We start from the raw sequence: 12,856 nt of genomic DNA on the forward strand, positions 1-12,856 counted from the left end.
CCCGGGTCACGCTCGCGCGGTCCGGGCCGTCGCCCCGCCGGCCGTCGCCGCGGCCGGCGGGGTGGTCGGGACGGGTACGACCAGCACCGGGCAGGGAGCGTGCAGCACGCAGCCCAGACCGACCGAACCCAGCGCGACGCTGCGGAACGCCCCGCGGCCCCGGTGTCCCACGACGAGGAGGTCCGCGTCGCGCGCGGCCTCGAGGAGCACCTCGGTCGGGTGGCCGGCGTGCGCCCGGACCTGCACGTCCACCCCGTGGTCGGGCTCGGTGGCCATCACCCGGTCGACCTGCGCGCGGGCCCGCCGGTCGAGCTCCGCCTGGAGCTCGCCCTCCTCGCCCAACGGCAGGTCGAGGTACTCCGCGAGCGTCAGACCGCGACGTTCCCAGGCCGAGACGACCTCGAGCCGCCCTCCGAGCCGGGCGGCTTCCCGGAGCGCTGTCCGCAGGGCCGCGTCCCCGTGCTCGGAGCCGTCGACCCCGACGACCACCAGCGGCATCTGCTCCGACATCCCGATCACCCTTCCGAGCTCCCGGCACGGCGGCGCCGGTCGGCCGGGAGATCCGACGGACCCGGCGACCCCAGCGTCGTCCGTGACGACGCCGTCGATCAGGGGCGAAGGCCCGCCCGACGGTCCCGCGACCCGGGGACCTAGGGCCCCCGACGCGACCTCGTGCTCGACGGAGCGGGGAGACTCGTGAGGACTCCCGGGACGACGATCACCGGGCAGTGGGCCCGGCGCAGACACCCGGCGGCCACCGACGTCATGGTGCGCGCGCCCTCGCCGTGGCCCACGACGAGGGCGGCGGCCTCGGCGGACTCCCGGACGAGCACGTCGACGGGACGGCCGGGCACGGCCCGGGTCTCGATCGCCATCGGGCCCTCCGCGACGAGCGGCGCGAGTGCGGGGTCGGACAGCACGTCGTCGACGAAGGCCCGCAGCGTCGCCTCCTCGGCCGCCCGGACCGCGGCCCGGTCGGGCACCGGGAGCAGGTCGCCTCCGGGCAACGCGGCGAGGGCCCCCCAGAAGTAGCCCACGGCGTCGTACGCCGTGACGACCGTCAGCCGGCCGCCGCACGCCGACGCTCGGCGTACGGCTTCGGCGAGGGCTCGTCGTGAGCTGGTCGAGCCGTTGACCCCGCACAGGACCTGCGGGGGATGGTCGGGGCGGCCGCGAGACACGGTCACGCCAGGACCGGCGCCGGCACCGGGTGCGGGACGCCGTGCGGCTGGGGCTCCCACCGCCGGAACGCGGCGTAGCCGCACCCGGCCGCCACGGCGACGGGCCAGCTCACCACACCCGTGACGGCGAGGGCGGCCACACCGAGGTAGATCGGCACGGGGTTCGCCGGAAGTCGCGCCCGGAGCCGGTCGATCACGACCGCGGAGCGGTACACGACACCGTCGAGGACGTCGCCGACCCGCTCGGGACCGGGACGGGGCTGCTCCGTCGTCTCCGTCGTCTCCGTCGTCTCCGTCGTCTCCGTCGTCTCCGCCGCGCTGCCGTCCGGGGCGAGGAGCTGGTGTGCCGTCATGACCACGAGCCTGGCCGCCCCGGCGAGGGCCCGTGAGGGTCGAAGGTCCCGAAGAGGTCCCGGCGATCGGGCCCGGTCAGTACTCCTCGGGCTTGACCTTGTTCGCGAGGACGGCGGCCTGCACCCGGCGTTGCATCCCCAGCTTCGCCAACAACGCCGACACGTAGTTCTTCACCGTCTTCTCCGCCAGGTACATCCGCTGGCCGATCTCCCGATTCGTCAGCCCCTCCCCGATGAAGCCCAGGACCTCCCGCTCCTTGACCGTCAGCTCCGCCAACGGATCCGGAGCCTCACTGCGCGACCGCAACCGACCCATGAGGGCACTCGCCGCCCGTCCGTCGAGCAAGGACCCTCCTGCCCCCACCTCTCGCACCGCGTTCACGATGTCGTTGCCCCGGACGTCCTTGATCACATAACCCGCGGCCCCCGCCAGGACCGCGTCGAACATCGCCTGCTCATCGGTGTACGAGGTCAACATCAGACAGGACAACTCCGGCATCCGGGACCGCAGCTCCCGGCACAGCTCGATCCCCGTGCCGTCCGGCAGACGCACGTCGAGCACCGCCACCTGTGGTCGCAACGCCGGGATCCGGCTGAGGGCCTCGGCCACCGACCCCGCCTCACCGACCACCTCGAGATCGTCGTGTCCGTCCAGCAGGTCTGCCACCCCCCGCCGGACCACCTCATGATCATCCACCAGGAACACCGTGGTCACGACACGCTCCTTCTCCTGCAGCTCGTCGGGTTCGGGGGGACGGACCGGGGCCGGCGTGAACGCGACGACATCCGTGATCGCGAGCATCGTCCCTCGCCGAGGCGACGGGCAGGGTCGAAGGTCCCGACGATCAGGAGTCGGCCGGCGGCGAGGACCCGGGCACGACCCGCACGGGACAGGGCGCGTGGAGCAGGCAGCCCAGCCCGACCGATCCGAGCAGCGCGCTGGCCACCGCCCCGCGGCCGCGGTGGCCCACGACCAGCTCGTCGGCACCCTCGGCCGCGTCGACCAGGACCTCGGCGGCCTGGCCGGGAAGCGCGAGGACATCGACCTCGGGACGCCGCAGGTGCTCCCCGCCGAGTTCGTAGGCGACGTCGGTGACCATCCCACGGACCGCGGCGAGCAACTCGGTCTCGATCTCGGCGCGGCTCGGGAGGGGCATGCCGGGAGTCGGGCCCAGCCGCCACTCGGGGGGCTCGTAGACCGCGACCACGTGCAGGCGGGCGCCTCGACGGGACGCGGAGCGCATCGCGTCGACCAGCGCCGCGCGCGAACCCGGCGACCCGTCGACCCCCACGACGACGGTCGGGCGGCCTCCCTCACGCGCGGGCACCCGAGCGCCGTCCTCCCGAACCTTCATGATCGCTCCCCGCGTCGCACCGGTATCGCTCCGGACGATCCGCCCTCGGCGCCCCCGACCCCAGGGCCGAACGTCTCTCCGGAGGTCCCGCGACCCGTGGCCCGTCCGCGCGAGCGCCTGAGGAGGACGACCAGCCCCGCTCCGGTGACCGCCGCCATCACGAGCGCCATGAGGGCGCCGGCGACGAGACCGACCAGAACGGCCACCGGGACCGACTGCCCGGGATGCCAGAGCGGCATCGCGACGGCGAGGAAGATCCCGAGGCCGAGCAGCCACGCGACGGCGGTGATGCCGATCCACGCCGCGGCGGGGTCCACGTGGCGGCGGAGCTCCGACCACTGGGCGACGCCGATCGTCAGGAGGACCAGGAGGCCCAGGGCGATCGCCGACACGATCAGCACGGGAACGGGCCAGGCGGCCGTGACCGTCGCCGTCGTCGACGGCAGGAGCGCGAGGAGATAGGCCAGGGCCGCGGCTCCCGCGGTCGCGAGGACCCAGCGGGTCACCGAGATCGCGGGGAGGGCGCTCCGGAGGACCAGGGCCTGCCCCGTGCCGAGCAGCGCTCCCTCCACCGCCCCGGCCGCGACCAGCAACGGGAGGGAGAGGACCACGGGGGATCCGACGGTCAGCACCCCGACGACCGCCGGCACCGCGAACCCGAGGATCTCCGCCAGGGCGACGACAGGGATCCACCGCCGCAGCAGAGCCCGTTCCCGGTGTTCCACGGGTCCTCCCGACGATCTCCCACGGGTCGTACCGCACGTCCCGCTCAGCCGGAACGTTGCCCGGGCCGGGCATCTCCGGCCCAGAGACCAAGGTCCGGTCCCCCGGGGTCCTCGGACCGGGACCGGCGGGCTCTCGGCGACCTCCCCCGTGACCTCCGGCCCTGGTGCGGGGAGCCCGGTCGCCGACAACGTCGCGCTCCATGTCGAGGACCGCGCCACCCGGGGAGGGGCTCGACGAGGTCGAGGCAGCCGCGCTCCTCGTGCGGGAGGGACCGAACGAGCTGCCGCGCCCCCGTCGACGCTCGGTCGTGAGGCGGGTGGGCGCGCAGCTGGTCGATCCTCTGGTCCTCGTGCTCGTCGGGGTCGCGGTGGTCACGATCGCGATCGGCGACCACACCGACGCGGCGGTCGTGCTGCTCGTCATCGTCGGCAACACGGCCGTCGGGGTGGTGCAGGAGATCCGGGCCGACCGCGCCGTCGAGGCCCTGGACCGACTCGGGGCCGCGAGGGCACGGGTCCGGCGCAGCGGGGTCGTGCGCACCGTCCCCGCCCGCGACGTCGTGCCCGGGGACGTGCTCGTGGTGGCGGCCGGCGACGTCCTCGCCGCGGACGGCACCGTGGTGTGGGGTGAGTCGTTGCAGCTCGACGAGGCCGCGATCACCGGCGAGTCGATGCCCGTGGAGTCGCACCGCCCCGGTACGGAGGTCCTCTCGGGCAGCGTCGTCATCCGGGGACGGGGCGAGATCGTCGTCGGGGCGACCGGACCGGCCTCCGCGATGGGTCGGATCGCCGAGGGCCTGGTGCGCACCCGGTCGCGCCGCACCCCGCTGCAGCGCCAGCTCGCCGTCCTGGGCCGTCGGCTGGCGCTCGTCATCGCGGTCGCGTGCGTCGTCGTGTTCGTCCTCGGGCTCGCCCGCGGCGAGCCCCCGGTGCTGATGCTCGTGGCCGCGCTGAGCCTCGCGGTGGCGGCCGTGCCCGAGTCGTTGCCGGTCGTGGTCACCCTCGGGCTCGCCCTCGGGGCCCGGCGCATGGCCGCGCGGCACGCGGTCGCCCGCAGCCTGCCGGCGGTCGAGACGCTCGGGGCGGTGACCCTGCTCGCGACGGACAAGACCGGGACGCTCACCGAGGGCAGGCTCCGGGTCGCCGAGACCTGGACCGACCCCGAGCAGGACGCCGACGACGAGCTCGCCCGGATGGCGGTGCTGGCCAACGACGCACCCGAGAACGGCCCGGACGGAGCCGACGTGTCCGGGCCGGGCGCGGATCCCATCGACGTCGCGCTCGTCGAGTGGGCCCGCGACCGCGGGATCGACGTGGCGGCCGTCCGGGCCCGCCACCCTCGCCTGGGTGCGCTGCCCTTCGACGCCGTCCGCCGGCGGATGACGACCTGGCACGGCGGCGGTGCGGAGTCGTTCCTGGTCGTCGGCAAGGGCGCGCCCGAGGCCGTGCTCCCCCCGCCCGGGATCTCGAGCCGGGCCGACCGGGCGCGCGACTGGGCGGAGGACGCGGCCGCGCGTGGGCTGCGGGTGCTCGTGGTGGCCGCCGCCGGTCGTAGGGCACTGCCCGAAGCCGCCGAGGTGGAGCAGGGTCTGGACGTCGTGGGCGTCGTGGCACTGCAGGACCTCCCCCGAGCCGCGGCTCGTGACGCCCTCGAAGGCTGTCACCGGGCGGGTATCCGGACCGTGGTGCTGACCGGCGACCACCCCGCCACGGCCGCCATCGTCGCGGGTCAGGTCGGGCTCACCGGCCGGGGCGGACGGCCCGCCCGGGTCGCCACGCCCGACGACGAGGCCGACCAACAGGCCGACGGGTCGTCCGACGACCGGGAGCGCGCGCTGCTCGACGCCGACGTCGTCGCGCGATGCCGACCCGAGCGCAAGCTCGACCTCATCGTCGGCTGGCAGGCCCGGGGCGAGGTCGTGGCGATGACCGGCGACGGGGTGAACGACGGACCCGCGCTCCGGCGGGCCGACGTCGGGGTGGCGATGGGCCGGCGCGGCACCGAGGTCGCGCGTCAGGCCGCCGACCTCGTGCTCGCCGACGACGACCTGGGCACCGTGGTGACGGCCGTCGACGAGGGGCGGCGCATCCACGCCAACGTGCGCCGCTTCCTCGCCTACGCCCTCGCGGGAGGGCTGGCCGAGGTCCTCGTGATGCTCGTGGGCCCGATGATCGGTGTGGCACTGCCGCTGCTCCCGGGGCAGATCCTCTGGATCAACCTCCTCACGCACGGCCTGCCCGGGGTCGCGTTCGGCACCGAGCCGTCCGAACCGGGTGTCATGGCGGCCGAGCCGCGACGGCCCGGCGCCTCCGTGCTCGCGGGCGGTCTCTGGCTCGCGGTGCTGGTGGTGGGGGCGTCGGTGGCCGCGCTGACCCTGGGCGCCATGCTCCTCGTCGGTGGGGACGACCCCCGCAGCGTCGCCTTCCTGGTGCTGGGCCTCGGCCAGCTCGGTGCGGCTGTCGGGCTGCGGGCCCGACGACCGCGGGGCGCGCGGCGGCACGGGCGGGACTGGTTGTCGATCGCCGTGGCCGCGGCCGTCCTCGCTCAGATCGCGGCGGTGACGGTGCCCCCGCTGATGACGCTGCTGCGTACGACGACACCCGCGTCCGCCAGCCTCGCCGTGGCCCTCGGCGGGGCTGTCATCGCGGGTCTCGTCGCCCGCCTGGTCGGCAGGCCCCGGGTGACGTAGAGCGTCCCTCGGGGCCCGCGCGTGACGGTCGCCCCGCGGCATCGCCGGCTCGCCTAGGCTCCGACCGTGCTGGTCCTGAGCCGAGAGACCGGTCAGGGCGTCCGGTCGGCCGACGGGAGCGTCGTCGGGCACCTGCGGGACCTCACCGCCCGGTTGGGAGCCGATCACCCGGTCGTCGCCCGGCTGGCGGTGGGCTCCCGACGACGGATCACCCACCTGGTGCCGTGGAGCGCAGTCGCCTCCTTCGAGCGTTCCGAGGTCCAGCTGCGCGATATCGGGCCGTGGGAGCGGTTCGTGATCGGGCACGGCGAGGACCCGCTGGAGGAGGACGAGCTCCTGCTCGTGCGTGACGTGCTGGACACCCAGATCGTCGACCTGGCCGGCCACCGGCTCTCGCGTGTGTCGGACGTACTGATGACCCGGCTACCCGACGGTCGGCTCGAGGTCGCCGCCGTCGAGGTCGGCAGCGGTGCGGTCGTCCGCCGCCTCGGGCTGCGGAGGCTCGGCGAGCGGCTGCCCCTGCGGGCCGTCGACTGGCGCGACCTGCATCTGACCTCCGCACGGGGTCACGACATCCACCTCGCGACGACGACGGCCGCCGTGCACCAGCTCGATGCGCACGGCCTCGCCGAACTGCTCACCCGGCTCGACGTCACGAGTGCCGCCGAGGTCGTCCAGGCGGTCGGACCCCGTCGGGCCGCCGGCGCGGTCGCCCGCGCCGACCCGGCCGTCGGCCGGCGCATCATGCTGGCGCTCGAACCGGCCGACGCCGCGAGCGTGATCGACGAGCTCCCCGCCGACGCCCATCAGCAGTACCGGACCGCGGTGAGCGCGCGGTCCCCGCTGCGCAGGCGCCGGTTCCGGCGGCTGCGGGGGTGGCGGCGGCACGGGCTGCCGACCGCCCGCGCCGCGCACCACCGTCCCGACCCGGAGGACGGCCGTGGCCGCGACCGGTGACCAGGCACCGGCCGGCGCCGTGCGCGCCGGCCGCCGAACCCGGCTCCTGGCGCTGGTCGCCGTCCTGGGACCCGGCCTGCTCGCCGGGCTGTCCGACGACGACCCGGCCGGCATCACCACCTACTCGGTCCTCGGCGCCCAGTACGGCTACCAGCTGCTCTGGGTGCTCCTGCTCTCCACGCTCGCCCTGATCGTGTTCCACAGCCTCGGCGCGCGGATGGGGGTGGTCACGGGTCAGGGGCTGATCGGGCTCATCCGCCAGCGCTACGGCGTCCGCGCCGGCGGGATCGCGCTCGTCGTTCTCGTCGTGGCCAACGTCGGCACCACCTGCGCCGAGTTCGCCGGCATCGCCGGAGGCTTCGAGCTGTTCGGCGTCAGCCGCTACGTCGCCGTGCCCGTCGCCGCCGTGGCGGTGACGGTGCTCATGAACCGCGGCAACTTCCACCGCGTCGAGCACATCCTGATCGGGCTGTCCGCCGTGTTCGTCGCCTACGTCGCTGCCGGGATCCTCGCCGGCCCCGACTGGGGACAGGCCTTCTACGGCCTGGTGGTCCCCACCATGCCCCTCACCCGCGACGCCGTGCTCATCGCCACCGCCACCGTGGGAACCACGCTGGCGCCGTGGGGGCTGAGCTTCATCCAGTCCTATGCGGTGGACAAGAAGCTCACCGTCGCCGACCTGCGCTACGAACGGATCGACGTCGCGACCGGCGCGGTGCTCACGGGAGTCATCGGCTTCTTCGTGGTGGTGGCCTGCGCCGCGACCCTGCACGTCCAGGGGGTCGCGATCAACGACGCCGCCGACGCCGCGGGCGCGCTCGAGCCCCTCGCGGGGAGCCTCGCGAGTGCCCTGTTCGCGATCGGGCTCATCGGGGCGGCCCTGCTCGCCGCGGCCGTCCTCCCGCTGTCCACGGCCTACTCGATCTGCGAGTACACCGGTTCCGAGGCCGCTCTCGACGACAGGTTCGCGGACGCCAAGCCGTTCTACCTCTCCTACGTCGTCGTGATCGGGGTGTCGGCGCTGATCGTGCTCCTCCCCGACGCGCCGTTGATCCCGATCCTCGTGCTCTCCCAGGTCCTCAACGCGGTCCTGCTGCTGCCCCTCCTGGTGTTCATGTACGGGATCGCCCGGGACCGCGACCTGATGGGCGACCACACCGCGAGCCGGCCCGCGGCCGCGCTCTACCTCGCCACCATCGCCTTCATCGCCCTGTGCGTCGGAGCGCTGTTCGTCCTCAACGTGGCGTAGCGGTGGGGCCAGCGAGGTGATCTGGAGGTTCCTGCGGTCGGACTCGAGGACCGTGGACGTGGCGAGGAGCCGTCGGGTCCTCCGCCGGGCGTGGACGCGCAGGACGCCCCCTGGTTCCCCTGGCCGTTCCGACTCTCGATCCTCAGGTGCAGCCCGTCGCGGATCAGCTCGCGCAGGAGATGATCGAGTCGGGGACCGAGGTCCTCCTGGAGGAGCACGAGACGATCCGAGGGACTCGCCCTCATGGCACGGGGTGGAGCTGCGTGGTCCATCGGTCGCTCCGGGACCGGGAGTCCGACCGGACCGCGAGCTCGGGCCCTTCGGCCCTGAGGTTCTGCCGACCTCGTGACGACCGTGTGGTCATGGTGCAGTGGAAGCGGGGTCGCCGGCCCGTGCTCGGCGTGCTGATCATCGTGATCACGGCGTTCGCCACCACGGCCTGCGGCGCGCCCGCCCCACCGACGACCTCGGCCGCGCCGACGGCAGGCGGCCTCGGCGTACCGATGCCGATGATGGGAGGGCCGCGCGTCGACGAGGCGAGCTACCTCGCCGAGATGATCCCCCACCACGAGGAAGCCGTCGCGGCCGCGACACAGCTCGCGCGATCCCCACGTCCCGAGATGCGCGCACTGGGGCAGCGGATCGTCGACACCCAGAGCGTCGAGATCCAGCAGATGACCGGATGGCTGGCGACGTGGTACCCCCGGCAGCCGCGACCCGAGTACCACCCGATGATGCGCGATCTCTCCGCGTTGTCCGGCGACGACCTCGACCGGGCGTTCCTCACCGACATGATCCCCCACCACATGAGCGCGGTGATGATGTCCCAACGTGTCCTGATCGCCGGCGGCCCCCTCCACCCCGAGATCGTCGGGTTCGCCAGCACGGTGCGCGACACACAGCGCAGCGAGATCGTCCTGATGCGCGGTTACCTGGCCAGCTGGTTCCCGACCTCGACCGGCCCCGGCGGAATGGGCCCCGGCGGGATGGGCCCCGGCGGGATGGGCCCCGGCGGTGGGTGGCCGCGGTAGCGGCCGGTCGGCGACGTCTCAGCCCTCTGCGGCGGCGTCCTCGAGCACCCCGACCGCGGTGAAGCGGACCGACTCACCGGAGTGCAGCGTCAGCACGCGGTCACCACACCCGACCCGGACGGGCCCGTAGGGTCCCGGCACCGCCGACACCTGCACCTCGCGCCCGGACACCACGACGTCCATCGGTCGGCCGCGGTACTGGAGGGAGAACTCCAGCCGGCCGAATCGGCGGGGCCAGTGGGGGTTGAACCAGAGCGCGTCGTGCCTGGTCTCGAGCCCGGCGAAGCACCGCTGCAGCAGATCGACACATCCGGCCATCGCGCCGAGGTGCACACCCTCCGCGGTCGTTCCGCCCTGCACGTCGGCGATGTCGCTCTGCAGCGCCTGCTCGAAGTGCTCGAGTGCCTGCGCCCGGTGCGCCCGGGCGAGGACCCACGAGTGCACGAGGGCGCTGAGGGTGGAGCCGTGCGCCGTGCGGGCGGCGTAGTACTCGATCGTGCGCGGGATGACCTCGGGCGGGAGCGCGTAGCCGAGGCCGGTGAGCAGCGAGCGGAGCTCGTCGGCGGAGAAGACGAAGAACAGCATGAGCACGTCCGCCTGCTTGGAGGCCTGGAACTCGTCCACCGAGCGGCCCTCCGCCTCCAGGATGCGATCCAGTCGTCGGATGTCGCCGTAGCGGGTCCGGTAGTCGTCCCAGTCCAGCTCCGGCAGATCCCGGTATCCCTCGAACTGGCTGATGATCCCGTCCGGCGCGATGGGGACGTACATGCGGCGTTCGACATCGCTCCAGCGCAGGAGCTCGGCCCGGGTGATGCCGAGGCGCTCGACGAGCTCGGTGCGTCGCGTGGTCGGCAGCACGGCGAGCACGTCGCGGGCCCGTCCCAGCAGCCAGACGGTCATGACGTTGGTGTAGGCGTTGTCGTCCAGCCCGGGGGTCTCGGAACCCGGGTAGCGGGTGCTGAACTCGTCCGGACCCATGACCCCGCGGATGCGGAAGCGGTCGCGAGCCGCGTCGTAGGTCGCGAGGCCCGCGAAGAAGCGGGCGATCTCGAGCATCGTCTCCGCCCCGTGGTCGGCGAGGAACTCGAGGTCGGCGGTGGCCTGGTAGTACTGCCAGAGGTTGTAGGCGACGGCCAGCCCGACGTGGCGTTGGAGGAAGCTGGTGTCCGGCATCCACCTCCCGGAGCGCGGGTTGAGGTGGACGCGCTGGCTCTCCTCCCGACCGTCGCTGCCGGACTGCCACGGGTACATCGCCCCGGCGTGGCCGGCAGCGCGGGCGGCCCGTCGCGCCGCGTCCAGCCGGCGGGTGCGGTAGCGCAGCAGCGCCCGGGCGAGCCCGGGCAGACGCAGGGTCAGCACCGGGAACACGAAGAGCTCGTCCCAGAACACGTGTCCGCGATAGGCCTCCCCGTGCAGGCCACGCGCCGGGATGCCCGCGTCGAGGTCGAGGTTGTGCTCCGTCAGGGTCTGCAGGACGTGGAAGAGGTTCAGGCGCAGGCTGCACAGCGTCTCGTCCGTCGTGGCCTCCTCGCCGTCGGTGAGGTCGAGTCGGAAGCGCTGCCACAACTGGTGCCACGCCAGCTCGTGGGTCTCCAGGAGCTCGTCGAAGGTCGGCGCCTCCGCCAGCGCGCCGACGGCGGCGGCGGTCGGCTCGGCCACCGCGGGGTCCCGCGAGGTCACCAGGGACACGATCTTCTCCACCGCGAGGGGCACGCCCCGGCGCAGCTCCGGTGCGAACTCGAGGCACACCGAGTCCGAGGCCTCACGCACGTCGGGGGCCGGGCTCCCGGCGCCGCTCCCGGGCACGACCGTGACCCGGGCGGCCTCGGCGACCAGCACCTGCGACCGGAGGGTCCGCGCCGCCAGGAAAACCGTGCCGGGCGCGGGGTGCCCGGTGCCGATCGTCTCGAGATGCCGGCCCGCCAGGTCGCGGTAGCGCTCCACCCCGGAGTTCGTCACGCAGCCGTCGAGCCCGGAGGCGATCCGGAGCCTGCCGTCCCAGTTCTCGGCCGTGAACACCGTGTGCAGTCCGGCCAGGTAGGGCTGCGCCATGTGCACGAAGCGTCGCTGCCGCATCGTCGTGCGACGACCCCTCGGATCGTCGAACCGCACCACGCGGATCAGCAGGCCGCGCCGCAGATCCAGCGCCACCCGGTGCTCCACGACATTCTGGGCGGACAGCTGGATCCACTCACCGTCCTCGATCGCGAACCGCAGGTCCGCCCAGTGGGGCAGGTTGACCAGGCTCTCGTTCTCGATGGTGACGCCGGCGATCTCGTCGCCGAGCCGGTTGTAGCAGCCGGCTGCGTAGGTGCCCGGGTAGTGCACACCGTCGGCCACCGACTCCGGGGCCGCCCCCCGCGTGGCGAAACGCCCGTTCCCGAGCGTGCCGAGCGCCTCGCGTCGGCCCTCGTCCGCGAGATCGATGCCGTGCCACTCCACGGTCCACGCGTCCGCCACCTCGCCGCCCCTCCCCCTCCGGCCCGTCGGTCCGTGCGATCAGCCCGAGAGGTCGGACACGACCTGCTCCGTCCGTTCCCGGAACATCCGCCAGCGGCGTTCGTTGTCGTGGACCAGCTCGGCGGACTGGCAGCACAGATCGGCGGCGCGGGCGATCACCTCGGCCGCCGACCTCATCCGGGCCGGGCTGACGCGGTCGGCGGCCAGGTCGGCTCTCAGCGCCTCCGGAGCGAGATCGACGTGGTCGAGCATCTCGGCGGCGCGCAGGAGGAGCGCGGCGATCACCGACTGCATGTGGGCGGCGAGCCAGTCGTTGGTGATGATTCGGTGCCGCTCCCCCATCACGTCGGACAGGGCATCGACCTCGAGCAGGGAGGCCGCGACCTCCCAGCTGCTCCGCATCGCGGCGGCCAGCCACTCCCCGCCCCGGGCGAAGCCCTCGGCATCGGTCCGGAGCTCCGCGATCATGGCTGTGATCTCGACGGGTCGGCCTCCGCCCTCCATGAACAACGCGCCGTCCAGGGCGATGGCGGCCTCGCTGTTGAGGTCGTCGGCCCCCTCGTACGGGTTCGCCGCGGATCGGGGCGTGGGTACGACGGTCGACCAGCGGTCGGCGAGCGCGTGCAGCATGCGCCCGTGACGCTGCAGACGCAGCGCCGTCTCGAGGGGCGAGGACGAGTAGAACCGCTCGTGCTGCCCGTGGGCGCGGGCGAGGTTGAGAATCGCCTCGAGGAGGGGCGAGGTCTCTCTCGAGGGCGTGGTCATCGCGACGGCTCGTTCCTGACGGGTGGCACGGACACCCCGATGGTGGGGGCGGCGCCGGCGGGTCGGGAGAGTCTTCCGGCCCGCGCCGAG

The 12,856-nt window shown here is 73.9% G+C and carries 12 protein-coding genes; 4 read left to right on the forward strand and 8 right to left on the reverse strand.

Going from position 1 to position 12,856, the window contains the following annotated elements; all coding sequences use genetic code 11:
- Positions 1-6: 6 nt before the first annotated feature.
- The 6 genes from PH189_RS01600 to PH189_RS01625 all read right to left on the reverse strand — a co-directional run bounded on the left by PH189_RS01600 (position 7) and on the right by PH189_RS01625 (position 3,614).
- A complete protein-coding gene (locus tag PH189_RS01600; protein ID WP_274186979.1) occupies positions 7-510 on the reverse strand; it encodes a universal stress protein in 504 nt (167 codons plus the stop codon).
- Positions 511-650: 140 nt separating this feature from the next.
- The gene (locus tag PH189_RS01605; RefSeq protein WP_274186980.1) at positions 651-1,187 is read right to left on the reverse strand and encodes a universal stress protein; all 537 of its coding nucleotides are present in this window, start codon (positions 1,185-1,187) and stop codon (positions 651-653) included.
- The gene (locus PH189_RS01610) at positions 1,184-1,534 is read right to left on the reverse strand and encodes a hypothetical protein (protein WP_274186981.1); all 351 of its coding nucleotides are present in this window, start codon (positions 1,532-1,534) and stop codon (positions 1,184-1,186) included. Before PH189_RS01610 ends, PH189_RS01605 begins: the two co-directional genes overlap by 4 nt.
- A 76-nt stretch (positions 1,535-1,610) precedes the next feature.
- Complete coding sequence (locus PH189_RS01615) at positions 1,611-2,249, reverse strand: response regulator transcription factor (protein ID WP_274186982.1); 639 nt, start codon at positions 2,247-2,249, stop codon at positions 1,611-1,613.
- A 130-nt stretch (positions 2,250-2,379) separates the two neighbouring features.
- Positions 2,380-2,889 (reverse strand): universal stress protein, encoded by a 510-nt coding sequence (locus tag PH189_RS01620; RefSeq protein WP_274186983.1) that lies wholly within the window; start codon positions 2,887-2,889, stop codon positions 2,380-2,382.
- Positions 2,886-3,614 (reverse strand): hypothetical protein, encoded by a 729-nt coding sequence (locus PH189_RS01625; RefSeq protein WP_274186984.1) that lies wholly within the window; start codon positions 3,612-3,614, stop codon positions 2,886-2,888. Before PH189_RS01625 ends, PH189_RS01620 begins: the two co-directional genes overlap by 4 nt.
- A gap of 200 nt (positions 3,615-3,814) precedes the next feature.
- Between PH189_RS01625 and PH189_RS01630 the strand changes: the two genes are divergently transcribed.
- The 4 genes from PH189_RS01630 (at position 3,815) to PH189_RS01645 (ending at position 9,541) form a co-directional block, all read left to right on the forward strand.
- Positions 3,815-6,304, forward strand: a complete 2,490-nt coding sequence (locus tag PH189_RS01630; RefSeq protein WP_274186985.1) for a cation-translocating P-type ATPase — start codon at positions 3,815-3,817, stop codon at positions 6,302-6,304.
- Between the two features lie 66 nt (positions 6,305-6,370).
- Positions 6,371-7,261, forward strand: coding sequence for a magnesium transporter MgtE N-terminal domain-containing protein (locus PH189_RS01635; protein ID WP_274186986.1), 891 nt, complete (start codon positions 6,371-6,373; stop codon positions 7,259-7,261).
- Positions 7,245-8,510, forward strand: coding sequence for an NRAMP family divalent metal transporter (locus PH189_RS01640; protein WP_274186987.1), 1,266 nt, complete (start codon positions 7,245-7,247; stop codon positions 8,508-8,510). The genes PH189_RS01635 and PH189_RS01640 overlap by 17 nt, the downstream gene beginning before the upstream one ends.
- Before the next feature lie 362 nt (positions 8,511-8,872).
- Entirely contained in the window at positions 8,873-9,541 is a 669-nt protein-coding gene (locus tag PH189_RS01645) for a DUF305 domain-containing protein (protein WP_274186988.1), read from the forward strand.
- Positions 9,542-9,559: 18 nt separating this feature from the next.
- On the opposite strand, the gene PH189_RS01650 is transcribed toward PH189_RS01645, so the two are convergent.
- On the reverse strand, positions 9,560-12,001 hold the full coding sequence (locus PH189_RS01650) for a glycoside hydrolase family 65 protein (RefSeq protein ID WP_274186989.1): 2,442 nt from the start codon (positions 11,999-12,001) through the stop codon (positions 9,560-9,562).
- Positions 12,002-12,040: 39 nt separating this feature from the next.
- On the reverse strand, positions 12,041-12,766 hold the full coding sequence (locus tag PH189_RS01655) for a hypothetical protein (protein ID WP_274186990.1): 726 nt from the start codon (positions 12,764-12,766) through the stop codon (positions 12,041-12,043).
- Positions 12,767-12,856: the final 90 nt, after the last annotated feature.

This window comes from Actinomycetospora chibensis, assembly GCF_028737215.1.
In the GTDB taxonomy this organism is placed as follows: domain Bacteria; phylum Actinomycetota; class Actinomycetes; order Mycobacteriales; family Pseudonocardiaceae; genus Actinomycetospora; species Actinomycetospora chibensis.